The organism is Mitsuaria sp. RG (assembly GCF_028369275.1).
Lineage (GTDB): Bacteria > Pseudomonadota > Gammaproteobacteria > Pseudomonadales > Pseudomonadaceae > Aquipseudomonas > Aquipseudomonas peradeniyensis.
The window spans coordinates 109,404-135,289 of the sequence record NZ_JAQMYQ010000007.1 but is presented as its reverse complement, the minus strand read 5'-3'; the positions used below and the strand labels follow the sequence as shown (position 1 = coordinate 135,289).

Genomic DNA, 25,886 nt, shown 5'->3' with positions numbered 1-25,886 from the left:
CAGAGGATACGCACTCTCCTGTAGGAGCGGCCTTGTGCCGCGAAAGGAGGGCAAAGCCCTCCCAAGTTTCAAATCGTCATTACTTGACGACAACCTTGCCCTTCATCATCGAGATGTGGCCCGGGAAGGTGCAGAAGAAGCTGTAGTCGCCACCGGCTTCCAGCTTCGAGGTGTCGAGCTTGATGGTGTCTTTCTCGCCGGCACCGATCATCTTGGTGTGGCCGATGATCGCGGCGTTGTCGGCTTTGATGTAGTCCTTGTCCAGGCCTTGCGACATGCCTTCGGTGGCGATGGCCTGCATGTCGGCGGTCTTGCTGATGACCAGGTTATGGCCCATGACGTTCTTCGGCAGGCTGCCACCGTGGGTCAGTTCGATCTCGACGGTCTTGCAGCTCTTGTCGATGGTGAATTCCTTGGTGTTGAACGACATCTGGTCGGTCGAGTCGACAGTCACCTTGCAGTCGGCGGCAAAGACAGAGGCGCTGGCGAGGGTCAGCAGGGATACCGCTACAGCTTTCGCAAACATCATGAATCTCCTTGGCAGGGTTTTATCAATTGCGAGATTGCCTGAAAACAGGACGCCCGTACCTGATGTGGGTCAAGGGGTGTCAAGTGGCCAGGCAGTAGATTTGTTCAATGGATTGTATACAACCAATCAAAGTGCACATCATGCCCTCTTGATAGACGATGGGACAACCTCTCATTTAGGAGTTGAATGAAATGTCCCTTTCCAGCTTCATGAACAGTCTGCTCGCCGCCTACGCCCACGGAGCCAGTGGCGCCATCTGCGAATTCGCCCGCCCCGAGTGATCTCCCCCCTTGGAAGCGACAGGCATGCGCCTTACCCTGTGCGCGCATGTAAAGGGAGATAAGCAATGCCTGTACGTTCCGTTTGTGTCTTCTGTGGCGCCAGCATCGGTGCCAACCCCGCCTATCGCGAAGCTGCCATCGCCCTTGGCCAGGCCATCGCCCGCCGTGGTCTGACCCTGGTCTACGGCGGTGGCGCGGTCGGCCTGATGGGCACCGTCGCCGATGCCGCCCTGGCCGCCGGTGGCGAAGTCATCGGCATCATTCCCCAGAGCCTGATGAACGCCGAGATCGGCCACAAGGGCCTGACTCGCCTGGAAGTGGTGGATGGCATGCATGCGCGCAAGGCGCGCATGGCCGAGCTCAGCGATGCCTTCATCGCCCTGCCGGGTGGTCTGGGCACGCTGGAGGAACTGTTCGAGGTGTGGACCTGGGGGCAGTTGGGCTATCACGCCAAGCCGTTGGGGCTGCTGGATGTGAACGGGTTCTATGAAAAGCTGGGCGGGTTCCTCGACCAAATCGTCGAAGAGGGCTTCGTGCGGCCGCAGCACCGGGCGATGCTGTTGCTGGGGCAGCTGCCGGATGAGCTGCTGGAGGGGATGGAGCGGTTCGAGTCGCCGGTGTTGCCGAAGTGGGTCGACAAACAGCCGGATTGAAGGCTGAAATCCTGGGACCGCTTTGCGGTCCTTTCGCGGCACAAGGCCGCTCCTACAGGTGAATGCGATTCCCTGTAGGAGCGGCCTTGTGCCGCGAATGGGCTGCGCAGCAGCCCAAAAATGGACCAGTTAGCGCGGAATAACCGGCTGACGCGGCTTCTTGCCCTTGCCGCCCTTGGCTGCCTCTTTGCGTTCCTTGGCCGCCTGCTGGTTGCGGGCGAACGCCTCGGCCTTGGCCTTCTCGCGCTTGTCCCACGGATTGCTGCCGTCACTGGCGCGCGGTGGCAGGCCGGTGTGCTGGGTGAGAATCTTCTGGTCCTTGCCCACCTTGTGGCTGCCGGCCGGCGTCGAGTTCTTGCGCCGGGCGCTCTGGTAGGTATCAGTGGCTGGCTGGTGCAGCGGGATCAGCTGGTGCTTGCCCGGCCCGATCAGGTCGGCGCGGCCCATGCGCTGCAGCGCTTCACGCAGCATCGGCCAGCCCTTCGGATCGTGGTAGCGCAGGAACGCCTTGTGCAACCGGCGCTGCTCCTCGCTCTTGACGATCTCCACCCCTTCGCTCTTGTAGGTGACCTTGCGCAGCGGGTTCTTGCCCGAGTGGTACATGGCCGTGGCCGAGGCCATCGGCGAGGGGTAGAACGCCTGCACCTGGTCGGCGCGGAAACCGTTGCCCTTGAGCCACAAGGCCAGGTTCATCATGTCTTCGTCGGTGGTGCCCGGGTGCGCGGCGATGAAGTACGGGATCAGGTACTGCTCCTTGCCCGCCTCTTTCGAGAACTTCTCGAACATGCGCTTGAAGCGGTCGTAGGTGCCGATGCCCGGCTTCATCATCTTGTCCAGCGGGCCACGCTCGGTGTGCTCCGGGGCAATCTTCAGGTAGCCGCCGACGTGGTGGGTGACCAGCTCGCGCACGTATTCCGGCGACTCGACCGCCAGGTCGTAGCGCAGGCCCGAGGCGATCAGGATCTTCTTCACCCCCGGCAAGGCACGGGCCTTGCGGTACAGCTCGATCAGCGAGCTGTGGTCGGTGTTGAGGTTCTCGCAGATGCCCGGGAACACGCACGACGGCTTGCGGCAATGCTTCTCGATGTCGTGGCTCTTGCAGGCGATGCGGTACATGTTGGCGGTCGGGCCGCCGAGGTCGGAGACCACGCCGGTGAAGCCCGGCACCTTGTCGCGCATCTCCTCGATCTCGTGCAGGATCGACTCGTGGGAGCGGTTCTGGATGATCCGGCCTTCGTGCTCGGTGATCGAGCAGAAGGTGCAGCCACCGAAGCAGCCACGCATGATGTTCACCGAGAAGCGGATCATCTCGTAGGCCGGGATGCGCTCCTTGCCATAGGCCGGGTGCGGGATACGCGCGTAGGGCATGCCGAACACGTAGTCCATTTCCTCGGTGGTCATGGGGATGGGTGGCGGGTTGAACCACACATCCACGTCGCCATGCTTCTGCACCAGGGCGCGGGCGTTGCCCGGGTTGGTCTCCAGGTGCAGCACGCGGTTGGCGTGGGCATAGAGCACCGGGTCGTTGCGTACCTTCTCGAACGACGGCAGGCGGATCACCGACTTCTCGCGGGTGACGCTCGGGCTGTCGAGGATCTGCACGACCTTGGCTTCGTTCGGGTCTTCCTGCTCGCCCTTGGCCTGCTCGATGGCGCAGGCCTGGGTGTCCTGGGTGTTCACGTACGGGTTGATGATCTTGTCGACCCGGCCCGGACGGTCGATGCGGGTGGAGTCGATCTCGAACCAGCCCTGCGGCGTGTCGCGGCGAATGAACGCGGTGCCGCGCACGTCGGTGATGTGCTCGATGCTTTCACCCTGGGACAGGCGCTGGGCGACCTCGACGATCGCCCGCTCGGCGTTGCCGTACAGCAGGATGTCGGCGCTGGCGTCGACCAGGATCGAGTGGCGGACCTTGTCCTGCCAGTAATCGTAGTGGGCGATGCGGCGCAGCGAGGCCTCGATGCCGCCGAGCACGATCGGCACGTGCTTGTAGGCTTCCTTGCAGCGCTGGCTGTACACCAGGCTGGCGCGGTCCGGACGCTTGCCGGCCATGCCGCCGGGAGTGTAGGCGTCATCGGAACGGATCTTCTTGTCCGCGGTGTAGCGGTTGATCATCGAGTCCATGTTGCCCGCAGCCACACCGAAGAACAGGTTCGGCTCGCCGAGCTTCATGAAGTCGTCTTTCGACTGCCAGTTCGGCTGGGCGATGATGCCCACGCGGAAACCCTGGGCTTCCAACAGGCGGCCAATGATGGCCATGCCGAACGACGCATGGTCGACGTAGGCGTCACCGGTCACGATGATGATGTCGCAGGAATCCCAGCCGAGCTGATCCATCTCCTCCCTGCTCATCGGCAGGAAAGGCGCTGGCCCGAAGCATTCGGCCCAGTACTTGGGATAGTCGTAGAGTGGTTTGGCTGCTTGCATGTCAGTGACCGGTTCTAATGTGCAGGAAAATCGCGGGCGCGGAATATAGCACAAATTTTGACCAAATCCGACGGTAGTGGTCGGATTCATGGGGCAGACGAATAACGTGGTGGGCACGGTCTTTGTAGGAGCGGCCTTGCGCCGCGAAAGGGCCGCATGGCGGCCCCAGCAATTCAGCAGTAGTGCAAAATGCTGGGGCCTTGCGGCCCTTTCGCGGCACAAGGCCGCTCCTACAGGGTTCCTGGGCAGCCTTTATTCGTCGTCGTCGAAATTGTACATGCCCGGCGCGAGGTTCTCGAAGCGGGTGTATTTGCCGATGAACGCCAGGCGCACGAAGCCGATGGGGCCGTTACGCTGCTTGCCGATGATGATCTCGGCCACGCCCTTGTGCTCGGTCTCGGGGTGATACACCTCGTCGCGGTAGACGAACATGATCACGTCGGCGTCCTGCTCGATCGCACCCGATTCACGAAGGTCGGAGTTGACCGGGCGCTTGTTGGGGCGCTGCTCCAGGGAGCGGTTGAGCTGCGACAGGGCGATCACCGGGCAGTTGAATTCCTTGGCCAGCGCCTTGAGCGAGCGGGAGATCTCGGAAATCTCGTTGGTGCGGTTGTCGCCGGCCGAACCCGGGATCTGCATCAACTGCAGGTAGTCGACCATGATCATGCCGATCTCGCCATGCTCACGCGCCAGTCGGCGGGTCCGTGCGCGCATCTCCGAAGGGCTGATGCCGGCAGTGTCGTCGATGAACAGTTTGCGGTCGTTGAGCAGGTTGACCGCCGAAGTGAGCCGTGGCCAATCGTCGTCGTCCAGCTGACCGGAACGCACCTTGGTCTGGTCGATCCGGCCCAGGGACGAAAGCATACGCATGATCAGCGACTCACCGGGCATCTCGAGGGAGAACACCAGCACTACCTTCTCGCTGCGCAACACAGCGTTTTCCACCAGGTTCATGGCGAAGGTGGTCTTGCCCATCGAGGGACGGCCGGCGACGATGATCAGGTCGGCCGCCTGCAGGCCACTGGTTTTCTCGTCCAGGTCGGTGTAACCGGTGGACACGCCGGTGATGTCGCTGTCGGAGTTGAACAGCGTGTCGATGCGGTCGATGGCCATGGTCAACAGCTCGTTGACCCCCACCGGGCCACCGGTCTTCGGTCGCGCCTCGGCGATCTGGAAGATCTGCCGCTCGGCGTCGTCGAGGATCTCTTCGGCGTTGCGCCCCTGGGGGTTGAAGGCGTTGTCGGCGATGTCGGTGCTGATGCTGATCAGCTGACGCAACGTGGCCCGCTCGCGGATGATCGCGGCGTAGGCCTTGATGTTGGCCACCGACGGGGTGTTCTTGGCCAGCTCGGCCAGATAGGCCAGGCCACCGACCTGGGTGGACACGCCTTCCTTGTCCAACTGCTCGTGCAGGGTCACCACGTCGAACGGCTGGTTAGCATCCACCAGCTTGTGGATGGCACGGAAGATCAGGCGGTGGTCATGCCGGTAGAAGTCGCCGTCCGAAACTTGGTCGAGCACCCGCTCCCAGGCGTTGTTGTCCAGCATCAGGCCACCGAGCACGGCCTGTTCGGCCTCGATGGAATGCGGCGGCACCTTCAGGGCAGCGGTTTGCAGGTCGAGTTGTTCGGGGGTGGTGATCTCGTTCATGGCCACGAAAGAATTCTGGAAGATGAAAAAGACAAAGGGCACGGCCTGCACAAAACAGGACCGTGCCCGATGTTAACCGCCTGACCCACGAGGAGCCAGTCGATTAAGGCAGCTTAGGCAGCTACGACAACCACGCGTACGGTGGCTTCAACGTCGCTGTGCAGGTGCACGGCTACGTCGTATTCGCCAACCTGACGGATGGTGCCGTTCGGCAGACGAACTTCAGCCTTGGCCACTTCAACGCCGGAGGCGGTCAGGGCGTCAGCGATGTCGTGGGTGCCGATCGAACCGAACAGCTTGCCTTCGTCGCCAGCGGTGGCAGTGATGGTCACTTCCAGCTCGGCCAGTTGGGCAGCGCGGCTTTCAGCCGAAGCTTTCTTGTCTGCTGCGGCTTTTTCCAGCTCGGCGCGGCGTTCTTCGAACGCGGCCAGGTTGGCGGCGTTGGCAACGGTGGCCTTGCCGAATGGCAGCAGGAAGTTACGGCCGTAACCAGCCTTAACGTTTACTTTGTCGCCCAGGTTGCCCAGGTTGGCGACTTTTTCCAGCAGGATCAGTTCCATTTGGTAAAACCTCTTAACTTTTAACCTTCACCGTTCGCGGAGTCGTCACCCTGTGAAGGGGACTTGCGACCGCGAAAATCAATCAGGCTGTCGACAATGGCCAAAACCACGAGCAACGGATACATCAGCTGCATGAGCAGCGGCAGCGTCACGTACATCCCCACCAGCCAGAAACCGGCCAGTCGCCGCTGTGCCACCAGCCCATGAACCAGGGCGATGCCAGCAAGCAGCAGCACCAGGCTGGAGGCGGAGGCCAGGACGATGAACGACGACCCGAGGAACGGGCCCAGCACCATCAATGACACCAGCACCAGCATTGGTACCAGCGGCAGCCTCAGCTCGCGAAACTCGCGGGCGAAACCACCAGGGTTGTACAACGCCGCCTGCCAATAGCGCGCCAGCATCAAAGCCAGCAGGCTGAACAGCTGCAGCATTACCGCACTGGAAGCGACCAGCAAAGGGCCGATCAGCTCACCAGGTAGTACCGGCTGGCCCTCGATCTGCGGCAGGGCTTTTTCAAGCGCCTTGGCCAGCACCTCGAAGGTCTCGCGCATCACCGCGTCCAGGATCAGGCTGTACAGCAAGCCTAATGCGACACTGGACAGCAGCACCCGGGTCCAGGAATGCCCGGCCCGCAACAAGGCGGCCAGACCCAGCGTTCCCAACAGCACCAGCAAGGTGCTTGGTTCGCCGAAGAACGCGATGATCAACGCTGGCAAAAGGCCCCAGGCGATGACCGATGACGCGTCCTTGAACCCGCGCCGCAGGAGCACCAGGCTCCCGGCGGCGGCACTCAACCAGAACAGCAGCGGCAGTACCGCGCTGATGACCACCACGAGGGTGGCCTGCACACGACCGCGCATGATGAAACCAGCTAACGCTCGCATGCTTATCCCTTGCTACTTAAGTCGACGACCCGGTCTCAGCGGCCGTGGCTGTCGGTGTAGGGCAGCAGGGCCAGGAAGCGGGCGCGCTTGATAGCGGTAGCCAGCTGACGCTGATAACGAGCTTTGGTACCGGTGATGCGGCTTGGAACGATCTTGCCGGTTTCGGATACGTAAGCTTTCAGGGTGTTGAGATCTTTGAAGTCGATCTCTTTCACGTCTTCAGCAGTGAAGCGGCAGAATTTACGACGACGGAAGAAACGTGCCATGTAATAGGCTCCTCAAAAGGTCCGTGGATTACTCGTCAGCGTTATCGCTGTTGTCGCTGTCATTGCTGTCGTCGCCTTCGGCGCCATCAGCATGCTCAGGACGTTCGCGACGCTCACGGCGCTCGCTGCGGTTCTCTTCTGCCTTGAGCATCTCGGACGGGCCGGTAACGGCTTCGTCACGACGGATGACCAGGTTACGGATCACGGCATCGTTGTAGCGGAAGTTGTCTTCCAGCTCGGCCAGGGCCTTGCCGGTGCACTCAACGTTCAGCATCACGTAGTGAGCCTTGTGAACATTGTTGATTGCATAGGCCAGTTGACGACGGCCCCAGTCTTCCAGACGGTGGATCTTGCCGCCGTCTTCTTCGATCAGCTTGGTGTAACGCTCAACCATGCCGCCGACTTGCTCGCTCTGGTCCGGGTGAACCAGGAAGATGATTTCGTAATGACGCATGAATGCTCCTTACGGGTTAGTAGTCTGCCAGCGAATCTGGTCAGACAAGGAGTGAATGACACTGTAAGTCTTGCCCCGGCGTGTAGGCGCATGCGCACCGGCCAGCTGGCAAGGGGCGCAATTGTAGAGAAGGCCGGGGGGACAAGCAAGGTGATTGGCGAATATTTGAACAGCCGGAAACATATTTCGCGGGCAATCATGGAGCGTGGGAGCGGGCTTGCCCCGCGATGCGATGTCGAGTCCACCACCATCGCGGGGCAAGGCCGCTCCCACGCCGCCCGATATCAAGCCATCAGCGTTTGATCTGGCGCTGACGCACGGCCTCGAACAGGCACACCCCGGTCGCCACCGAGACGTTGAGGCTGCTGACGCTGCCCGCCATCGGCAGCTTGACCAGGAAATCGCAGTGCTCGCGGGTCAGGCGGCGCATGCCCTTGCCTTCGGCGCCCATGATCATCACCAGTGGGCCGGTCAGGTCCTGCTGGTAGATCTCCTGCTCGGCCTCGCCGGCAGTGCCGACCACCCACAGGCCACGCTGCTGGAGTTTTTCCAGGGTGCGGGACAGGTTGGTCACGGCCACCAGCGGAATCACTTCCGCGGCGCCGCAGGCCACCTTGCGCACCACGGCGGTCAGGCTCGCGGACTTGTCCTTGGGGATCACCACGGCGGTGGCGCCGGCAGCATCGGCGGTGCGCAGGCAGGCACCGAGATTGTGCGGATCGGTGACACCATCGAGCACCAGGATCAGCGGCGGCGTTTCGGTGCGCTCGAGCAACTCCTCGAGCATCAACTCGCCCCACACCTGGCTCGGACTCACCTCAGCGACCACGCCCTGGTGCACGCCCTCGACCCAGGTGTCGAGCTCACGGCGCTCGGCCTGGCCGACCTGGACGCGGTTTTCCGCGGCCAGGGCCAGCAAGGCCTGGATGCGCGGTTCGCTGCGCCCTTCGGACAGCCAGATCTGCTTGACGCGCTTGGGGTGGTGCTGCAGCAGTGCCTGCACCGCATGTACACCGTAGATCTTTTCCAGCTGACTCATGACTTGTTCTTGCCTTTACGTGGCGCGCCGGACTTGGGCGGCCCCTTGCGATGCTTGGTCGGCTTGCCGGAAGACTTGCCACCCTTCTCCGACTTGCTGCCGGCATGGCCGCTGGCGCGCGCCTCGCCCATCAGCGCCTTCTTCATCTCGCGACTCTTGCGCACCTCGGCGTTGCGCTGCACGGCGTCCTTCGGGAAGTAGGCGTCGACGCTTTCGCTCTTGCGGCTACGCGGCTTGGGCGAAATCTTCGCTTCGGCGGCGGGAGCCTTTTCGGTTTCAGGCTGCGCTGCGGCACTGCGCGGCTTGCGGCCAACCGGTGCGGTAACGGTCTTCTCGGACATCTCGAAGTCGATCTTGCGCTGTTCGAGGTCGACGCGCATGACCTTGACTTCCACCGTATCGCCCAGGCGGAAGCTGCGACCGCTGCGCTCGCCCGACAGGCGGTGGTGCACCGGGTCGAAGTGGTAGTAGTCGCCCGGCAGGGCACTGACATGCACCAGGCCTTCGACATAGATGTCGGTCAACTCGATGAACAGGCCGAAACCGGTCACCGCAGTGATCACGCCCGGGAAGGTCTCGCCCACGCGATCACGCATGTACTCGCACTTGAGCCAGTTGACCACATCGCGGGTGGCCTCGTCGGCGCGGCGCTCGGTCATCGAGCACTGCTCGCCCATCTGCTCGAGGCTGTTCTCGTCGTACGGATAGATGCGCGCCTTGGGGATGCTCATGGCGCCGGCCCGCTTGACGTGCGGGGTATCGACCTTGGAGCGGATCACGCTGCGGATGGCACGGTGCACCAGCAGGTCCGGGTAGCGGCGGATCGGCGAGGTGAAGTGGGTGTAGGCCTCGTAGTTCAGGCCGAAGTGGCCGTTGTTCTCGACGCTGTACACCGCCTGGCTCAGCGAGCGCAGCATGACGGTCTGGATCAGGTGGAAGTCCGGGCGCCCGGCGATGCTCGCCAATAGTGCCTGGTAGTCCTTCGGCGACGGGTCCTTGCCCTTGTGCAGGCTCAGGCCCAGTTCACCGAGGAAGGCGCGCAGTTTTTCCAGGCGCTCTGGTGGCGGACCGTCGTGCACGCGGTACAGCGAAGGCACGTTGTGCTTCTGCAGGAATTCGGCGGTGGCGACGTTGGCCGCCAGCATGCACTCCTCGATCAGCTTGTGGGCGTCGTTGCGCACGGTCGGACGAATTTCGTCGATCTTGCGGTCTTCGCCGAAGATGATGCGGGTTTCCTGGGTTTCGAAATCGATCGCGCCACGGGTGTGACGGGCGTCGACCAGCACCTTGTACAGGTTGTACAGGTTCTTCAGGTCCGGCAGGACTTCCTTGTATTCCTCACGCAGCGCCTTGCCTTCACGGGTACGGGCATGCTCGAGCATGCTGCTGACCTTGTTGTAGGTCAGGCGGGCGTGGGAGTGGATCACCCCTTCGTAGAACTGGTAGTCGACCATCTGGCCGGCCTTGTTCATGGTCATTTCGCAGACCATGGCCAGGCGATCGACGTGCGGGTTCAGCGAGCACAGGCCGTTGGACAGTTCCTCGGGCAGCATGGGGATCACGCGCTCGGGGAAGTACACCGAGTTGCCACGCTGCTGGGCTTCGACGTCCAGGGCCGAGCCCAGGCGCACGTAGCTGGACACGTCGGCGATCGCCACATACAGGCGCCAGCCGCCGGAGAACAGGCGCAGCTTGCCCAGGGGTTCGCAATAGACGGCGTCGTCGAAGTCGCGGGCATCCTCGCCGTCGATGGTGACGAACGGCAGATGGCGCAGGTCGATGCGCTTCTCCTTGTCCTTCTCCTCGACTTCGGAGCGGAACTTGCGCGCTTCCTTGATCACGTCCTGCGGCCAGACATGCGGGATGTCATAGCTGCGCAGGGCGATGTCGATCTCCATGCCCGGCGCCATGTAGTTGCCGATCACTTCGATCACGTCGCCCTGGGGCTGGAAGCGCGGGGTTGGCCAGTGGGTGATCTTGATCGACACGAACTGGCCGATCTTGGCGCCGCCGTTACGCCCGGCGGTGACCAGCACTTCCTGCTGGATCTTCGGGTTGTCCGGGGTCACGTAGCCGATGCCGCCCTCTTCGAAGTAGCGGCCGACCACGCTTTCATGGGCGCGGGAGATGACTTCGACCAGCACGCCTTCGCGGCGGCCACGGCGGTCGACACCGGACACCCGGGCCAGGCCGCGGTCGCCGTCGAACACCAGGCGCATCTGTGCCGGGCTGAGGAACAGGTCCTCGCTGCCGTCGTCGGGGATCAGGAAACCGAAGCCGTCACGGTGGCCGGAAACACGGCCGCAGATCAGGTCGAGCTTGTCTACCGGGGCATAAGTGCCGCGCCGGGTATAGATAAGCTGGCCATCGCGTTCCATGGCACGCAAGCGGCGACGCAGGGCTTCGATCTGGTCTTCTTCGTAAAGACCGAACTCTTCAGCCAGCTGTTCACGGGCAGCCGGTTCGCCACGGTCGGCCAGGCGCTGCAGGATCAGCTCACGGCTGGGGATGGGGTTGTCGTATTTTTCCGCTTCGCGAGCGGCCTCGGGATCGAGGGATTGCCAATCGGCCATCAGAAGGGGTTCACCTTGGGGTATATAGATATGAATTCTGGCATAGGCGTATTGAAACCGGAAATGTCAGCCTTGGACAGCCCCGGCAGTGCGTCCGTCGTGCAGCAATAGGCCTGCGGAATCAACAAGTTGAATTTTTTGAATTTTTTTTCGTTCGAGGGGTTTACAGGCATCAGGAGCGTCCGTATAGTGCGCACCACAACGACGGACAACCCCGAAGTTGTAGTAGAGATGAACGACGCTGTAAAGCATCTTGTAATCTCGAATGTGTGCCCAGGTGGCGGAATTGGTAGACGCGCTGGTTTCAGGTATCAGTGACTTAACGGTCGTGGAAGTTCGAGTCTTCTCCTGGGCACCAAAATTTTTCAAGTAACAGATGACCAAGGATCTGTTACTACTGTGTGAAAGCGAACGATAGTCGCCTTCATCAGATGATGCAAAGCTTTGCCCAGGTGGCGGAATTGGTAGACGCGCTGGTTTCAGGTATCAGTGACTTAACGGTCGTGGAAGTTCGAGTCTTCTCCTGGGCACCATACAAAAACCCACTAGCTTGCTAGTGGGTTTTTTCTTGCCTGCGATTTTTGCAGCCACCCGACGCGCCCCCTGTAGGAGCGGCCTTGTGCCGCGAAAGGGTCGCACAGCGACCCCGGCGATCTTGACGTGAACGCTGAAACCTAGGGCCGCTGCGCGACCCTTTCGCGGCACAAGGCCGCTCCTACACAGATCCCATGAATTTCCCGTCATGCGCCCATTTGAGAAACAATTTCGTTTACCATTGTTTCCAAATATGTAGCCGTAAGCGAGGAAATACCCGCATGACGATCCGCCCGCAACCGCTGATGCGCACCCTGGCCGCCGCAGTTCTGAGCCTGGTGATCGGCGCTCCGGCCGCCCTGGCAGACGAACCGGTCACGCTGACGATGTACAACGGCCAGCACAAGGAAATCGGTGACGCCATCGCCAAGGCCTACGAGGCCAAGACCGGCATCCACATCAATATCCGCAAGGGCAGCAGCAACCAGCTGGCCAGCCAGATCATCGAGGAAGGCGCACGCTCGCCGGCCGACATCATCTACACCGAGGAATCCCCGCCCCTGAACAACCTGGGCGAACTGGGCCTGCTGGCGAAGATCGACGACGTCACCGCGAACATGATGCCCAAGGAATATGTGGGCGCCAACGGCACCTGGATGGGCATCACCGCGCGCACCCGTATCGTGGTGTTCAACCCGAAGAAGATCGACGAGAAAGACCTGCCGACCACGGTCATGGACTTCGCCAATCCCGAATGGGAAGGGCGTGTCGGCTACGTCCCCACCAGCGGCGCCTTCCAGGAACAGGCCGTGGCCATCCTGAAGATGCATGGCCGCGAAGCCACCGAAGAATGGCTGACCGGCCTGAAAGCCTTCGGCAAGACCTACACCAACAACATGGTGGCCCTCAAGGCCGTGGAAAAAGGCGAAGTGGCCGCGGTACTGGTGAACAACTACTACTGGTATGCCCTCGAGCGCGAGCGCGGCAAGCTGGACTCCAAGCTTTACTACCTGGCCGATGGCGATGCTGGCAACCTGGTGACCATTTCCGGCGCCGCGGTGGTCAAGGCCAGCAAGCACCCCAAGGAAGCCCAGGCCCTGCTCAACTGGATGGCCAGTGAAGAAGGCCAGCGGGTGATCACCCAGACCACCGCCGAATACCCGCTGCACAAAGGCATGGTCTCGGACCGTGGCCTGAAGCCGTTCGATGAGCTGCGCCCGCCGAAGATCTCGCCGGCCGACCTTGGCAATGCCGAGGAAGCGATCGAGCTTGAACGTGAGGTTGGCCTGCTCTGATGACCGCCACCCTGCCCTCGCCCGCCTTGTCGCGCTTCGTACCGAAGCGCAAGCGACCCTCCGTCTGGGTGGTGTTGCCCGTGTTGTTCCTGGTGACGATGAGCCTGTTGCCATTGCTTTATGTCGGGCTCAAGGCCTGGGAAGCCGGCTGGCACGAAGCCCTGCGCCTGCTCTGGCGCCCGTTTGTCTGGGGTCTGCTGCGCAACACCCTGATGCTGATGGTCGGCGTCACCGTGCTGTGTCTGCTGGTTGGCGTGGCCCTGGCCTGGCTGCTGGAGCGCAGCGACCTGCCGGGGCGGCGCCTGTGGGGCGTGGTGCTGTGCCTGCCGTTCGCCGTGCCGTCGTTTGTCAGCAGCTTCACCTGGGTGTCGCTGAGTTCGGACTTCGAGGGCTTGGGTGGGGCCATTCTGGTGATGGCGCTGTCGAAATACCCGTTGGTGTTCCTGCCGGTGGCCGCCACCCTGCGCAACCTCGACACCTCGCTGGAGGAATCGGCGCGCACGCTGGGCTGCGGCCGCTGGGGCGTTTTCCACAAGATCACCCTGCCGCTGCTGTGGCCATCGATGCTGGGCGGCGCGCTGCTGATCGCCCTGCACATGCTGGTGGAGTTCGGCGCCCTGTCGATCCTCGGCCTGCAGACCTTCACCACGGCGATCTACCAGCAGTTCGAGCTGGAATTCAGCAACGCCAACGCGGCCATGCTCTCGGCGGTGCTGTTGGTGCTGTGCCTGGCGATGCTGTGGCTGGAACTGCGGGTACGCGGCAAGGCCCGCCATGTGCGCATTGGCCAGGGTGTCGCTCGTCGCGCGCAGCCGCTGCGCCTGCGCGGCTGGATGCCACTGGGGCAATTGTTCTGCCTGGCCCTGGCAGTGTTGGGCAGCGGCATTCCGCTGGCGATGCTCGGCTACTGGCTCAGCGTCGGTTCGTCGGCGGCCTTCCCGGTCGCGGCCATCGGCAAGGCCCTGGCCACCTCGCTGTCGGTATCCCTGGGCGGCGCCGGTTTCTGCGTGCTGCTGGCGCTGCCGATCAGCTTCCTGGTGGTGCGCTACAAGGGGCGCCTGGCGATCTGGGCCGAGCGCCTGCCGTACCTGCTGCACGCCCTGCCCGGGCTGGTGATCGCCCTGACCCTGGTGTTCTTCGCCCTGCACTATGTGCCGGCGCTGTACCAGACCACCGCGCTGCTGATCCTGGCCTATGCCTTGCTGTTCCTGCCCTTGGCGCAGTCGCCGGTGCGCACCGCGCTGAACAAGGCCTCGCCGACGCTGGAAGAAGCCGCGCGCACCCTGGGTGCTAGCAGTTTCGCGGCGTTCTGCCGGGTCACCCTGCCGATCATCTTCCCGGCGATGGCGGCGGCGTTCGCCCTGGTATTCCTGGATGCGATGAAGGAGTTGACCGCGACCCTGCTGCTCAGCCCGACCGGCATGACCACACTGGCCACCGAGGTATGGGCGCACACTGCCAACGTCGAGTTTGCGGCGGCGGCACCTTATGCGGCATTGCTGATCGTCGTGTCGGGATTGCCGGTGTATCTGCTGACCACGCGGATGTATCTGAACAAAGCCTGAGACGTCATCGCGAGACAGGCCCGCACGTATTCGTGTACCGGACACGTGGCGGGCTTGCCCTGCGATAACGCGCAAAACGAAACTTCCTACCCACTCCTACGCGCATACCTACAAACCAGCACATTTCCTACAAAATTCCTCTACATCGGGTTGATTTCCACACCGTACGAGGGCCTATAGACTCGACACCATGAAAACATCCGGTGACCGTCTCAAAGCCCTCCTGCTGGAGTGCCACCTGACCCCTTCCGACTTTGCCGCCCAGCGCAAGGTCTCGTCGCAGCACGTCAACAACTGGTTCAAGCGCGGCGTGCCCCAGGCCCGGCTCGATGAAATCGCCGACCTGTTCTGCGTACGCAGGCGCTGGCTGCGCAGTGGCGAGGGACCGAAGCATCCGACGCCTCTGGCTCCCGCGACACCAACGGCACCGGCCCTGGCGTTGCCGCCGCCGCTGCAGGCCCTGGACACGGACCTGATCCACCTGCCACTGCACCAGGTGCGCGATGGCAGCCTGCAGGCGCTACCAGGGCATTATCAGCCGATACCCCGGCGAGCCCTGGAGTGCCTGCAGGTCAACGCAGAAAAGGCCATCTGCCTCGGCATGCCAGGTAACAACATGGCCCCGCTGCTGCCCCAGGGCGCCCTGCTGGCCATCGAGCGCGGCTGCACCCGGGTGGTCGAAGGCGAATGCTACGCCCTGCTGCACAACGGTCGCCTGCGGGTGCAACACCTCACCCTTGGCCACAATGGCACGCTGTGCCTGCACAGCCATGACCGCCTCAACCATCCCAGTGAACGCTATACGGCCTATCAGCGCCGGGTGCAGAACGTGGAAATCCTCGGCTGGGTGTTCTGGTGGTCGAGCCTGCGCCCGGCACGCCCCGGCTGAAGCACCTCACTTTTTGCTGGGCATGTGCCACACACACGGGTATGCTACGCCGCACATCATGCCCCCTGATGGTGCAAGCCGCATTCCAGAGGGCCTGGCGACGTCTCACACAGCCGTCCGCCATCTTTTTCAGGCCATGTTGCCAACCGTTTAAGGCGGTTGCGGCTTATCAAAAATGAGCCAAGACCGTCCCCGAGAAGCCGGCCACAAGCCGGCTTTTTAATTCCTGTCGATTTCTCCAAGATGGCCTGCCCCGACGTCGCTCCTGCCGACGCCGGCTATCTGCTGCGGCAGGCTGCTCAACACCGGCCTGAACAGCATGCGCGATCGGTACCCGCCCCCCAGACTGCGTTCGACCATGCCTTCGGCACTCGGCACCGCGCCGCCATGCAAAGCCATGAACATCGACACGACCTCACGCACGTGCGCTTCGGCGTGCTCCCCCTGCAGCGGTGCACACAGGCCGATCAGTACGCGAAAATAGTCATCACCCTTGAGCAGGCAGAAGAAGCGTTTCGCCGACGTCTGCGCATCCTCGACGCGCAGACGACCTGCAAGCGAAGCACGCATCAGCAACTTGGTCATCTCCTTGAGCATGTGCTGTGCACCCGCCTCGTAGAACATGCAGGCCAGCTTCGGCTCCTGACGGGCCATCGCCACGATGATGCGTTGCAGCGCGACCGCCTCGCTGCTGCAGATCAGGTCCAGGTACTTGCCACCGATCTTGAGCAGAACCGACTCGATACTGGCATGCGGCGAAAACTCGAACAGCCGCTCTGGCAGCTGCTCGTCGCACTTGGCTGTGATGGCTGCCGAGAACAACGTCGCCTTGTCACTGTAGTGGTTGTACACAGTCAGCTTCGAGACCCCCGCCTCGGCGGCGATCGCATCCATGCTGCTCCCCTCGTAGCCTTTGCTCAGAAAGAGGCTCTTAGCCGCTTCAAGGACTGCCTTGCGCTTCGCTTGATCCTTGGGACGACCCGATCTACTCACCATCACCGGTTGTTTGGACATCTGATTTCCATACCATTCTTGTTTAATTTTTAGATGACTGACCCCTCCAGCCCGCATTGCTGCGAGCCGGCCAGTCAAGTGTTGCAGGCTAAGACGGCCCGGTCGGCGACCAGGCAGCCGGCAAGGCTCAGGCTCCGTACGAAATGTATCTGCACTCGCCCATACTGCGTTCGTACAGACCCTAGGGCACGAACAATCGCTGCCCTTGCTGTGCATAGGTTTCGCTAGCCTCGGCCGTGCGGCCGGCACCGAAGACATCACTGATATCGAACGGCACCTTCACGCCACGTTGCGCTGCGGGGCGCTGCTCGATAACCGCCAGCCAGCGCCGCAGGTTCGGCAGGTCCTGCACATCGACACCCGACCACTCGTGGCCGCGGGCCCAGCACCAGTTGGCGATATCGGCGATGCTGTAGTCCCCGGCCAGGAACTCATGCTCGGCCAGACGCCTGTCGAGCACAGCCAACAGGCGCTTGCTTTCGGCCTGATAGCGAGCGATCACACTTGGAATGCGTTCTGGAAAGTAACGGTTGAAGACGTTGGCCTGGCCCATCATCGGGCCGACACCGCCCATCTGGAACATCAGCCACTGCATCACCGTCGAACGCGCCTTGGTCTCCTCGGGCAGAAGTGCGCCGTGCTTCTGGGCCAGATAGACCAGGATGGCGCCGGACTCGAAGACGCAAAAGTCCTCTGAATCACGATCGACGATCACTGGAATGCGGCTGTTGGGGTTCAACGCCCTGAAGGCTTCGCTTTCCTGCTCCCGCGCGGCAAGGTCCACCAGAATGGCCCGGTAGGGCGTGGCGAGCTCTTCCAGCATCACCGAGACCTTCCAACCGTTTGGCGTAGCATAGGTATACAAGTCAATCATCGGTTAATTCCTCGAACAGATCGTCTGACTGAATCAGCGTTCGGAAAGCGCAATGCCGGACACATCAGCGCTGGGTTCGGTGCGCCTGGCGAAATGGTGGATGAGGTAGGGTATGCCCACGGCGTTGCAGAACAGCGAGACGAAGATCGCCAAGGCGCAGAACACCCCGAACAGGCGGGTGAAATAGGATTCGCCCAGTCCGAGCACGAGGAACCCCGCACACAGCACCAGCGCGCCGGTCCACAGCGCCTCGCCAATGTCCTCGAAGATCATCACCACCAGTTGCTGGGCCGACAGGTGCGCCGGGGCGTGCCGCGCGTGGTAGAAGCAATGCAGGGTTGCGTCCACCACCAGGCCGAACATGATGCAGCCGATCATCGAGGTACCCACATTGATCGACAGGCCCAAGGCCCCCATCACACCGAACACCGCCACCAGCGGCATGATGTTGACGACTACTGCGACGGCGGCGATCTTCCACGAACGAATGAGCAGGTAAAACGCGACCAGCATGCAGGCGACCGCGAACAGGATGCTCCACAGCATGCCGTCGAGCAGCAACTTGACCATCGCCGACTGCATCACCGAGTACGATGTCAGGCTGTGCTCGAACACACTCGGCTGCCGGTCGAGGTAATCGTTCACCTGGTCAAGCACCTGCTGCAGCTGGGCGTGAGGCATTTGCTGCAGGCGCACGCGCACTCGGGTGGACTGGTTGTCGTAGTCGATGAAACGCGTCAGTTCGTGGTCCGGCCCCGCCAGCGAGTAGGTGAAGACGTATTGCTCGGCCGCCTCCCGACTGTCAGGCAATACCTGGAAGCGCGGGTCGCCTCCATTCATCTCGCGATGGATATCGCGCAGGAAGTCGACCACCGACAAGGTCTTGTCCACCCCAGGGATTCGCCCGAGGTAATCCTGCAGCGCGGCGATCTCGCGCAACGCAGCGGGTTCGAGTACCCCGCCCTTGTCCTGGGTCCGCAGGCTGACCTCAAGGTTGGACACGCCACCGAGCTCACGCTCGACGAAGTCCGTGGACACCTTCACCGGTGCTGACCGATCGATGAAGTTGAGGAACGAGGCTTCCACATGCAGGCGACCGATCGGCAGCAGCGCCAGGGCCACCACCGCGACCGTCAGCAACGGCAGCGTGCGCGGCGAACGATACAACGGCGCGAGGCGCTCCACCCACCTGGCATGGTGCTTGTGCTCGGACCGTCGCACGCGCCTGGCCGGCGCGCACTCAAGCAGGAACGGCATCACCAGGTAGGACAGCACATAGGCAAGGATTGCCGCCAGCGCGGCGATCACGCCGAACGAGCGGATGGGCGCCACCTCGCTGACCGCCAGGGTGAGAAAGCCGATGGCCGTGGTGAAGGAGGTGAGGAAACACGGCACGAAGTTCTGCCGCAGCGAGCGACGTGCGGCCTCGAGCACCGGCAGGCCGTCGTTGAGGCCCTGCCGGTGGGTATCCAGCAGGTGCAGGCAATCCAGCACGGCGACGCACATCATGATCGACGGCAGGCCGACCGTGACCGCGTTCATCGGCAACCCCAGGCGTCCCATGCTGCCCAGCAGCAGCGCCGTGCACAGGGTCACGACGGCCATCACCACCCAGACATCGCCCAGGTTGCGCAGGAACGCCAGCAGCAACACCAGCAGCACCAGCGAAGTCAGAGGAATGAAGACCTTGAGATCCTTCCACATGTCGCTGGTCACCTGTTGCTCGACCACCGGCTCGCCGGCGACGTGGTACAGGGTGAAGCCGCTGCCTTGCATGATCGGCGCCACGCTCGCCAGGATCCGCTCGAACTTGCCTTCGCCAGCCGCCGAGCGGACCTCGATGAGGATCGCCGCCACCTGCCCGTCCGGCGAGATCAGGTCACGCTGGTACAAGGGGCTGGCGCGCAGCTTGTCGAGCACCCGTTGGCGATCGTACTGCGTCGGCTGGGCCAGCGCCTCGGCCACCGGCAGGATATCCAGCGCCTGCTCCTGGCCATGAATGATGTTGACCGAGGCGATGCTGGTCGCCTTGGCCACGTCGGGCAACTGCTTGAAGCGCTCGGTGACCGCCTCGAGCCTGGCCATCGCCTGGTCGCTGAACAACGCCTGGGGTGGCAGGGCAATCACCACCATGCGGTCTTCACCGAAGCGCTGCTTGAACGCTTCGTACTGCTGGCGCTCGGTGTTGCCTTCAGGCAGGAAGGAGTCGATTGACGCATCGAACCGCAGTCCCAGCGCACCGGGCGCGATTGCCAGCACGGCAATCAATACCCACAGCGCATTCAACCTGCGCCAGTTGATCAGAAATCGAATGATTGCATCCATGCCCATGGGTGTACCTCGCGCGATGGCGATCCTTTCATTGTCGTCGGTGCATCAGCCGGCCCTGGCGGCCAGCTGAGCGATGATTAACCCGGCAATACCAAACAGGCAGACGACACCCACGGCATAGGCCAGGGTCCGCCATGGCTGCCAGCGCGCCAGGTAGGTCACGGTGTGCACGATGCGTGCAGCGGTGAACAGCGAGAACAGCCATACCGCAGGCCCTGCCGGTCCCTCGAGCAGCACGTAGATGCCACCGAGCACGAAGAACAATGGAATGTTCTCCAGGTCGTTCATCCACGCCTGGGAGGCGCGGGAGACCTGCGGCAATTCCTCGGCACTGGCGGGGCGGCCGACGAACCCGGCATCTTCGGCATTCTTGAAGGTCAGGCGGCCAATCCGGTATGCGCCCTGGTAGAGCGAGATCGCGAACATCTTGGCGAACAGCACCAGGACACACAGGGTGTAGCTGTACAGAACAACGCTCATATCTACTCCTTTAGATAACTTCCGGTGTTTTGGTCGATGCCCCGGCGGTTCAGGCCTCCGGGGCAACTCCAGTGTAACAGCCGGGCTCTTTTCAACCGGAGCTTAAAGCGATACGCGCCGCACGAATTCCTCGGTGTCGAACTCGAACGCAAGCTTTGCGCCGGTCGCCTTGTCCGAGCCCCAGCCTTCCTTGAGCACGGTCATCACGGTCTGGCGGAAGCGTGGCGAGGTCACCCACATCAGCGAGAACATCTTGTTGCCCATGATCATCTTGTTGATCGCCCGCGAGGCAATGGCCAGCGAAGGCACCGGGGTCTCGACGCAGTGCCACCACCAGTGTGGCGAGAACAGCACGTCACCCGCCTCCAGGGTGGTGGTGTACTTGGGAATGTAGCGATACAGCGGATAGCCGTCGGCCTCGATCTCGTCGTGGCTCTTGCGCCAGTCGAGCATGGTTGCGGCGTAAAACATGTCCTTGCGGGTAATCGGGTGCATCCACATCGAGTGCTTGGGATGCACGAAGGTCCACTTCTTGACGCCGCTGATCATGGTGAAAAGGTTCGGTCCCCCGGTGCAGTGCCAGCCCGAAATCACCCCGCCGGCAGACAGGAACATCTGCGTCGACATGATCCGCTTGTCGCGGGTGCTCAGGTAGCGCCCCAGGGTCGGCAGGTCGAGTTCCTGGCGCAGCTCGGGGTGCTTGTTGAACAGGTCCTCGGTGTGGCCCGGGTAGTAGGTACCTCCGCCAAGGATGTTCTCCACCACTTCGGAGATCGGCAGGTCGATGTACTGCAGCGCCTTCTCGTTCAGTTCGTTGCCCCGCACGCGGGTCGCCACCTTGACATCGCCGTAGTGCTCGGCAAGGTATTGCGGGGTCCATTTGCGCACTGACTCCCAGTCCTTGGCAGCGCCGCGGAACACCACCGGGGTGTTGGGTTCCAGGTAGATCTTGTGGAAGTTTTCCGGCGACAGGTCCTTGAGCTCGACCTCCGGCACCGGCAGCGTCGGAGCGTCGCCGTAGGCCCGGGACTGCTCCTGGATGCGCGCCTCGATGCGCCGGGTGCGCTCGATGCATGCCTGCGAGCCATAGGGGCCATGTTCCTTGCGCCCGACGAAATAGTAGCGGCGGAGGAAATCCGCCCAGTACTGGCTACGGGTCAGCCAGTCGATCTTCGGGTCGTGGGTCAGGTCGATGGTCGGGAAATCCACGTGGGCGAAACTGCCGGAATTCATCACTTTGTCCATTGCTATCACTCTCCCTGTTGTCTTATTGGGTTTCACTGTTGAAATGCGCTGCGACGTCCTGCGGCGCACCTTGCACCGCACCGCTGCCGAACAGCCGAGCCAGGGCCTGGACGGACCACTCGGTCAAGCCGATATCCTGGAGCTGCGCCATGGGGTTGCCGAACAGGAACTGGCGCACATGCGGGCGCAGTTCGAGCGACAGCAGGTCGATGCGAATCGCCACGGCCGGGGTGTTGTAGTTGCTGTAGTAGCGCACCTCGGAGATCGCGCTCACCCCCATGAAGCGGTACAAGGCCTGGTGCTTGGGCGGTACGGCGAACACCACGTCGGTACAGCCGCGGGTGAACTTGGCGTGTTGCAGGGCGATGCGGAACAGCGAGTACACGCACAACATGCGCTCGGGGTCATGGATGCTGTAGTTCATCGCCCCGAAGTGCTCGGTGCTCACCGCCAGCATGCCGAACTCGACCAGACGGCGACCTTGTTTGCGCAAGGGCGCCAGGCAATCCTCGAACACCGCGTCCATCGGCAAGGCTGCCACCGAGTCGGGAATCGAGGTCAGGGTCATCGCCACCTCCCCCTCCACCTTGCCGACGAAGGTCACGGTCTGCGGGTTGAGCAGGAAGCTGTTGGTGTACAGCCCATTCTGCGCGGGCGCTGCCAGGCCCTTGCGGAAGTAGGCGCCATAGACCAGGCGATAGGCGGCCTCGCGGTCGTCGATCGATTTGGCCTGCCCCAGCAACACCGGTGCGCTGGAGTGCAGTTCGCTGGCCGGGCAACGCGGTTGGTGATCCGGCTGTTCGCCAGCCTCGGCGATCGCCTGGTCAACCCTCAGGCGCTGGCACAGGTGCTTCACCTCGCGCGGCCATTGCCCGCCATTGCAGGTTTCGCAAGGCAGGCAATGCAAACGCACGACCGCGCCGATGGCCTCCACCTGCACGACCTGCGCCTCGAAGGTCAGGTCGCGCCGAGCGATGTCGTCGCGGCCCTGCAGTGTCAGCACCTGGCCCACGCGTACTGCCAGGGTCGTCTCCAGCACCAGTGCCGACTCGCTCAGCGAACATAGCCGCGCCGTGCCCCGGACATCGTCGACGCTCAGGATCCAGGTCCCCCCTGCCTCGTCAACACATCGTTTTTCTACGTCTGTACTCAACAAAGGTCTCATCAGCTTCACTTCCTATCGATTGAACGAGAACATCCCTATCGCTACCTTTCGAAGCCCAGATCCATGCGTGTCGTGCTCCTCCCTGCCAGTTGCGTCATTGCTCAAGGGTTTTCCAGCACTGGCCGCTCTCGACCTTCGCGCGTTGCCACGACCCGTGCGCTTGAGGCGGTGGGCGCAGGCTCGCGCGGCCGGATCAGCCGGACGATCGGCAAGGTGATGACCGTCGCCGCGAGTGCGACAACCATGAGAATCGCGTAGAGGTCGGTCGTGATGACGCCGATCTCCAGCCCGACCGTCAGCAGGATGATTTCCATCACCCCCTTGGTGTGCATCAGCGTCGCCACGACGAATGCGTCGGGACGGCAAAGCCCCGTGCAGCGCGCCACCAGGTACGAAACCCCAGCCTTGCCCAGCGCGCCGACCAGCAGGAACAAACCGCCCCATGCCAGCAGGCCCGACCAGCTACCTGCCTCGATGTTCACGTTCATCGCCGCCGTGCCAAAGAACAGGGGTGCGAAGAACAGGTTGACCAAGGCCTGCGGTCCCTTTTCCCAGAACTCGCGAAGGCCCTGGTGACGGCGGAAGGCGATCCCGGCGATGAAGGCGCCGATGGTCACGTGGGCGTTGGCCAGGTCGGTGATGACACAGAAGGTGAACAGCACGATCAGCGCCGCGACCAGTGGCCGTGACGGATCACTGCCGGCGGTCGCGGACGAAGGCGCGACCAGGCGGCGGCTGACCACGAACTCGGCCACCGCCACCAGCACGATCAGGGTGATGCCGGAATACAGAATGCTCGCCGAGCCCGTGCTCGATAGCAGCACCAGCACCAGGGACAGGGCGAACCAGGCGAGGATGTCGGTGATCACCGCTGCGTTCATCACCAGCGGCGCCAGCCGGTGGTGGAGAAAACGCGGATCGGCGAGGATGCCGGCCAGCACCGGGACAGCGGTGGCCGCCATCGCGACGCCAAAGAACAGCATGTAGGGCAGCCGATCGACATGGCCGGAGAACACGCCGTGGCTGGCATAGCCAAGCAGCACCCCAGCCAGTCCCGCGCCGATGAAACCGAACACCGCGATCGGCAACGCCCCACCAGCCTTGGCCTGCGATCCACCATGGCTCCCCGAGCCGGTTTCCAGCCCCAGGCCAAACATGATGAAGATCAGGCCGATCTTGCCCAGCGCCATCAGGCCGGTGACGTTGGCGAACAACGCGCCGGTCAGGCCGGGATCGATCGCGCCCAGTACCATCGGCCCGACGATCACGCCGGTCAACAGATACCCGATGACTGCGGGCTGACCCAACCAGAAACTGACGCGGCCCAGACAGTGGGAGACCCCGAGGATCACCAGCAATTGCATGAAGATGTTTGCCGAGTTCATGGTCGATCAATCCTTGCGCGCCGCGGCGCCTGAGTGCTGTCCGATGAGTCGTCCATCGCCGAAGGGTTCGACCGGCCGCTGCCCGGGGTTGGTCGGGTGCACGCGCCAGCGAGCAGCAACGGCGTGCAACGTGACCACCAGCAACGCGGCCAGGCAGACGAGGACGCTGTAGAGAATCGCCGGGATCGCCATGTCGACACTGCCCAGCAAGCTGGCGATGACCAGCGCCAGGGCACTGTTCTGGATGCCGATCTCGACGGTGATCGAACGGGTCTGGGCACTGCCGAGCCCCGCCATCCTGGCTGCCAGCCAGGCAAGGCCCATGGTGCTGCCGAACAGCGCCACCAGGCTGAAGCCCAGGCGCGCGGCATAGGCCTGCAGCAGCGGGAATTCCTTCACCACCACCACCAGGATCATCAGCATGAGGAACGCGAAGCCGAGTATCCGCAGCAGCGGTTCCAGACGTTTGCAAGCAGTCGGCCAGAGCCGCGCCAGCCCCATGCCCAAGGCCAAGGGCAACAAGGTGAGGAGGAACAGGCGCACGACGGTGTCGGCCATCGGCAGTTGCACGGTCTGGCCGAGAACGCCGTAGTGGGCCAGCGCCAGCGCCACCAGCAGCGGCACGCTGATGAAGGCGATACAACTGGAAATCACGGTCAGCGAGATCGACAGCGCCACGTCGCCCTTGAGCAGGTAGGTGATGGTGTTTGAGGCCACCCCGCCCGGACACAGGCACAGCACGATCACCCCCAGGGCCAGGGTGCCGTCGAGCGCAAACACCCAGTTCACCCAGAGCCCCATCAATGGCAGCAGCAGCACCTGCCCCAAGGTGCCGATGGCGACCCCGGTTGGCGCCTGCAGCAGGTCGACGAAGTCCTTGCGGCGCAGGCCCAGCCCCATGCCGATCATCATCACGAACAACAGCACCGGGGCGATCAGCCTGGCCAGTTCTATGGTTTGCATACGTGTTCTCCTGGCTGGCCCAGGCCCAACTGGGCCTGGAGAAATGCCACCACCGCCTCTTGGGCCAGGTAAGTGGGGTGGTCCTGTTCGTCGACATAACTCACGCCCAGCACCGAATGGGCCCAACGCCCGATGCCATGGGGGTTGTCCGCCGACGAGTCGATTTCGCAAGCGACGAAACGCTCGCCGAAAGCCTGCTTCAGGCTTTCGAAACGGGCGTCTGGGACCGCCGGGTCACCGGTGAAGCGCAGGCCGAGTACAGGAATGGCCTGTTCGGTCGAGCGCCGTACGACAGCGTCCAGCGTGTCCTGCTCGATACCCAGCGCACCGGCCTTGGCAGCGGACAGGGCGAAGGGCAGCGAGGGGTTTGCCAACACAGGGGCGATGACTGCAGGGTCCGCCATCATGGCCAAGCCAAAGCCACCGGTCAGGCACATGCCGATCACCCCCACTCCTGGGCCTGGACTGGCCGCGTGCGCCGCTCGGGCCAAGGCCCGCAGCCAGTCGGTAATCGGGCTGCTGCGCCGGCTGGCCAGGACCCGGAACTCCCGCGAGATGCAGACCTGGCCCATGCAACCGGCCACCGACAACGCCGAGACCCGCACCCCTGGCTTGCCGAACAACACCGGCATCCACACGCCAAGGCCCGCATCGGCAAGCCGCCGGGCCAGGCGCACCACGCCATCGTGCAGTCCGGGGACTTCGTGCATGAGCACCACCGCGGGCCCCTCGCCCAGGCGAAAGACCTGGCGAGTCACGCCCTCATGGGAAAACTGGAAATCCGAGCAACCTGCGAAAAGGTCGCCAGCGAGCGCTAGATCGTTCAT

Annotated in this window: 22 protein-coding genes and 2 tRNA genes; 6 read left to right on the top strand and 18 right to left on the bottom strand. The window is 62.9% G+C overall.

Features of this window, described 5'->3' with window-relative positions:
* Nucleotides 1-79 precede the first annotated feature (79 nt).
* Entirely contained in the window at nt 80-529 is a 450-nt protein-coding gene (azu, locus tag POF53_RS06550) for an azurin (RefSeq protein ID WP_498966899.1), read from the bottom strand.
* Between the two features lie 346 nt (nt 530-875).
* Here azu and POF53_RS06545 point away from each other — a divergent pair, with 346 nt between their 5' ends.
* Nucleotides 876-1,463: a cytokinin riboside 5'-monophosphate phosphoribohydrolase gene (locus POF53_RS06545; RefSeq protein ID WP_498966897.1), complete on the top strand. Its 588-nt coding sequence runs from the start codon at nt 876-878 to the stop codon at nt 1,461-1,463.
* A 129-nt stretch (nt 1,464-1,592) separates the two neighbouring features.
* Here POF53_RS06545 and POF53_RS06540 read toward each other — a convergent pair whose 3' ends face one another.
* The 8 genes from POF53_RS06540 to rnr all read right to left on the bottom strand — a co-directional run bounded on the left by POF53_RS06540 (nt 1,593) and on the right by rnr (nt 11,319).
* On the bottom strand, nt 1,593-3,890 hold the full coding sequence (locus POF53_RS06540) for a YgiQ family radical SAM protein (protein ID WP_498966895.1): 2,298 nt from the start codon (nt 3,888-3,890) through the stop codon (nt 1,593-1,595).
* 252 nt (nt 3,891-4,142) lie between these two features.
* Complete coding sequence (dnaB, locus tag POF53_RS06535; protein ID WP_110735182.1) at nt 4,143-5,540, bottom strand: replicative DNA helicase; 1,398 nt, start codon at nt 5,538-5,540, stop codon at nt 4,143-4,145.
* Between the two features lie 113 nt (nt 5,541-5,653).
* Entirely contained in the window at nt 5,654-6,100 is a 447-nt protein-coding gene (gene rplI, locus POF53_RS06530) for a 50S ribosomal protein L9 (protein WP_011535934.1), read from the bottom strand.
* A 20-nt stretch (nt 6,101-6,120) separates the two neighbouring features.
* Nucleotides 6,121-6,987 (bottom strand): YybS family protein, encoded by an 867-nt coding sequence (locus POF53_RS06525; protein ID WP_203650179.1) that lies wholly within the window; start codon nt 6,985-6,987, stop codon nt 6,121-6,123.
* A gap of 35 nt (nt 6,988-7,022) precedes the next feature.
* A complete protein-coding gene (rpsR, locus tag POF53_RS06520; protein ID WP_003249563.1) occupies nt 7,023-7,253 on the bottom strand; it encodes a 30S ribosomal protein S18 in 231 nt (76 codons plus the stop codon).
* Between the two features lie 28 nt (nt 7,254-7,281).
* On the bottom strand, nt 7,282-7,707 hold the full coding sequence (gene rpsF, locus POF53_RS06515) for a 30S ribosomal protein S6 (RefSeq protein WP_011535936.1): 426 nt from the start codon (nt 7,705-7,707) through the stop codon (nt 7,282-7,284).
* Nucleotides 7,708-7,999: 292 nt separating this feature from the next.
* Nucleotides 8,000-8,746, bottom strand: coding sequence for a 23S rRNA (guanosine(2251)-2'-O)-methyltransferase RlmB (gene rlmB / locus POF53_RS06510; RefSeq protein WP_203650176.1), 747 nt, complete (start codon nt 8,744-8,746; stop codon nt 8,000-8,002).
* Complete coding sequence (rnr, locus tag POF53_RS06505; protein WP_498966892.1) at nt 8,743-11,319, bottom strand: ribonuclease R; 2,577 nt, start codon at nt 11,317-11,319, stop codon at nt 8,743-8,745. The genes rlmB and rnr overlap by 4 nt, the downstream gene beginning before the upstream one ends.
* A gap of 271 nt (nt 11,320-11,590) precedes the next feature.
* On the opposite strand from rnr, the gene POF53_RS06500 reads away from it, so the two are divergent.
* From POF53_RS06500 to POF53_RS06480, 5 genes are all read left to right on the top strand, one after another.
* Nucleotides 11,591-11,677: transfer RNA gene (locus POF53_RS06500), tRNA-Leu, on the top strand.
* An 88-nt stretch (nt 11,678-11,765) separates the two neighbouring features.
* A tRNA-Leu gene (locus POF53_RS06495) sits at nt 11,766-11,852 on the top strand.
* A gap of 282 nt (nt 11,853-12,134) precedes the next feature.
* The gene (locus POF53_RS06490) at nt 12,135-13,148 is read left to right on the top strand and encodes an extracellular solute-binding protein (protein ID WP_203650167.1); all 1,014 of its coding nucleotides are present in this window, start codon (nt 12,135-12,137) and stop codon (nt 13,146-13,148) included.
* Nucleotides 13,148-14,713, top strand: coding sequence for an ABC transporter permease (locus POF53_RS06485; RefSeq protein ID WP_498966889.1), 1,566 nt, complete (start codon nt 13,148-13,150; stop codon nt 14,711-14,713). The genes POF53_RS06490 and POF53_RS06485 overlap by 1 nt, the downstream gene beginning before the upstream one ends.
* 190 nt (nt 14,714-14,903) lie before the next feature.
* Nucleotides 14,904-15,602: a LexA family transcriptional regulator gene (locus POF53_RS06480; RefSeq protein ID WP_203650156.1), complete on the top strand. Its 699-nt coding sequence runs from the start codon at nt 14,904-14,906 to the stop codon at nt 15,600-15,602.
* Nucleotides 15,603-15,821: 219 nt separating this feature from the next.
* Here the strand turns inward: POF53_RS06480 and POF53_RS06475 are convergent, their stop codons facing one another.
* From POF53_RS06475 to POF53_RS06435, 9 genes are all read right to left on the bottom strand, one after another.
* Nucleotides 15,822-16,616, bottom strand: coding sequence for a TetR/AcrR family transcriptional regulator (locus tag POF53_RS06475; RefSeq protein ID WP_498966887.1), 795 nt, complete (start codon nt 16,614-16,616; stop codon nt 15,822-15,824).
* Between the two features lie 181 nt (nt 16,617-16,797).
* Nucleotides 16,798-17,490: a glutathione S-transferase family protein gene (locus POF53_RS06470; protein WP_203650154.1), complete on the bottom strand. Its 693-nt coding sequence runs from the start codon at nt 17,488-17,490 to the stop codon at nt 16,798-16,800.
* A 33-nt stretch (nt 17,491-17,523) separates the two neighbouring features.
* Nucleotides 17,524-19,815 (bottom strand): efflux RND transporter permease subunit, encoded by a 2,292-nt coding sequence (locus POF53_RS06465; RefSeq protein ID WP_203650152.1) that lies wholly within the window; start codon nt 19,813-19,815, stop codon nt 17,524-17,526.
* 51 nt (nt 19,816-19,866) lie between these two features.
* Nucleotides 19,867-20,301 carry an MAPEG family protein gene (locus POF53_RS06460; RefSeq protein WP_028690310.1) on the bottom strand — a complete coding sequence of 145 codons (435 nt, stop codon included), beginning with the start codon at nt 20,299-20,301 and terminating at the stop codon, nt 19,867-19,869.
* A gap of 102 nt (nt 20,302-20,403) precedes the next feature.
* Nucleotides 20,404-21,546: a cupin-like domain-containing protein gene (locus POF53_RS06455; RefSeq protein WP_139668245.1), complete on the bottom strand. Its 1,143-nt coding sequence runs from the start codon at nt 21,544-21,546 to the stop codon at nt 20,404-20,406.
* A 22-nt stretch (nt 21,547-21,568) separates the two neighbouring features.
* Nucleotides 21,569-22,699: an N-acyl amino acid synthase FeeM domain-containing protein gene (locus POF53_RS06450; RefSeq protein ID WP_498966883.1), complete on the bottom strand. Its 1,131-nt coding sequence runs from the start codon at nt 22,697-22,699 to the stop codon at nt 21,569-21,571.
* Nucleotides 22,700-22,812: 113 nt separating this feature from the next.
* Entirely contained in the window at nt 22,813-24,096 is a 1,284-nt protein-coding gene (locus POF53_RS06445; RefSeq protein ID WP_232856635.1) for a cation:proton antiporter, read from the bottom strand.
* Nucleotides 24,097-24,102: 6 nt separating this feature from the next.
* Nucleotides 24,103-25,059 carry a bile acid:sodium symporter family protein gene (locus tag POF53_RS06440; RefSeq protein WP_203650135.1) on the bottom strand — a complete coding sequence of 319 codons (957 nt, stop codon included), beginning with the start codon at nt 25,057-25,059 and terminating at the stop codon, nt 24,103-24,105.
* A complete protein-coding gene (locus tag POF53_RS06435) occupies nt 25,047-25,886 on the bottom strand; it encodes a dienelactone hydrolase family protein (protein ID WP_232856636.1) in 840 nt (279 codons plus the stop codon). The genes POF53_RS06440 and POF53_RS06435 overlap by 13 nt, the downstream gene beginning before the upstream one ends.

What these genes read in the sequence shown, in the direction of transcription:
- azu (WP_498966899.1), bottom strand. Translation starts at nt 529, where the DNA reads ATGATGTTTGCGAAAGCTGTAGCGGTATCCCTGCTGACCCTCGCCAGC.
- POF53_RS06545 (WP_498966897.1), top strand. Translation starts at nt 876, where the DNA reads ATGCCTGTACGTTCCGTTTGTGTCTTCTGTGGCGCCAGCATCGGTGCC.
- POF53_RS06540 (WP_498966895.1), bottom strand. Translation starts at nt 3,890, where the DNA reads ATGCAAGCAGCCAAACCACTCTACGACTATCCCAAGTACTGGGCCGAA.
- dnaB (WP_110735182.1), bottom strand. Translation starts at nt 5,540, where the DNA reads ATGAACGAGATCACCACCCCCGAACAACTCGACCTGCAAACCGCTGCC.
- rplI (WP_011535934.1), bottom strand. Translation starts at nt 6,100, where the DNA reads ATGGAACTGATCCTGCTGGAAAAAGTCGCCAACCTGGGCAACCTGGGC.
- POF53_RS06525 (WP_203650179.1), bottom strand. Translation starts at nt 6,987, where the DNA reads ATGCGAGCGTTAGCTGGTTTCATCATGCGCGGTCGTGTGCAGGCCACC.
- rpsR (WP_003249563.1), bottom strand. Translation starts at nt 7,253, where the DNA reads ATGGCACGTTTCTTCCGTCGTCGTAAATTCTGCCGCTTCACTGCTGAA.
- rpsF (WP_011535936.1), bottom strand. Translation starts at nt 7,707, where the DNA reads ATGCGTCATTACGAAATCATCTTCCTGGTTCACCCGGACCAGAGCGAG.
- rlmB (WP_203650176.1), bottom strand. Translation starts at nt 8,746, where the DNA reads ATGAGTCAGCTGGAAAAGATCTACGGTGTACATGCGGTGCAGGCACTG.
- rnr (WP_498966892.1), bottom strand. Translation starts at nt 11,319, where the DNA reads ATGGCCGATTGGCAATCCCTCGATCCCGAGGCCGCTCGCGAAGCGGAA.
- POF53_RS06490 (WP_203650167.1), top strand. Translation starts at nt 12,135, where the DNA reads ATGACGATCCGCCCGCAACCGCTGATGCGCACCCTGGCCGCCGCAGTT.
- POF53_RS06485 (WP_498966889.1), top strand. Translation starts at nt 13,148, where the DNA reads ATGACCGCCACCCTGCCCTCGCCCGCCTTGTCGCGCTTCGTACCGAAG.
- POF53_RS06480 (WP_203650156.1), top strand. Translation starts at nt 14,904, where the DNA reads ATGAAAACATCCGGTGACCGTCTCAAAGCCCTCCTGCTGGAGTGCCAC.
- POF53_RS06475 (WP_498966887.1), bottom strand. Translation starts at nt 16,616, where the DNA reads ATGTCCAAACAACCGGTGATGGTGAGTAGATCGGGTCGTCCCAAGGAT.
- POF53_RS06470 (WP_203650154.1), bottom strand. Translation starts at nt 17,490, where the DNA reads ATGATTGACTTGTATACCTATGCTACGCCAAACGGTTGGAAGGTCTCG.
- POF53_RS06465 (WP_203650152.1), bottom strand. Translation starts at nt 19,815, where the DNA reads ATGGATGCAATCATTCGATTTCTGATCAACTGGCGCAGGTTGAATGCG.
- POF53_RS06460 (WP_028690310.1), bottom strand. Translation starts at nt 20,301, where the DNA reads ATGAGCGTTGTTCTGTACAGCTACACCCTGTGTGTCCTGGTGCTGTTC.
- POF53_RS06455 (WP_139668245.1), bottom strand. Translation starts at nt 21,546, where the DNA reads ATGGACAAAGTGATGAATTCCGGCAGTTTCGCCCACGTGGATTTCCCG.
- POF53_RS06445 (WP_232856635.1), bottom strand. Translation starts at nt 24,096, where the DNA reads ATGAACTCGGCAAACATCTTCATGCAATTGCTGGTGATCCTCGGGGTC.
- POF53_RS06440 (WP_203650135.1), bottom strand. Translation starts at nt 25,059, where the DNA reads ATGCAAACCATAGAACTGGCCAGGCTGATCGCCCCGGTGCTGTTGTTC.
- POF53_RS06435 (WP_232856636.1), bottom strand. Translation starts at nt 25,886, where the DNA reads ATGAACGATCTAGCGCTCGCTGGCGACCTTTTCGCAGGTTGCTCGGAT.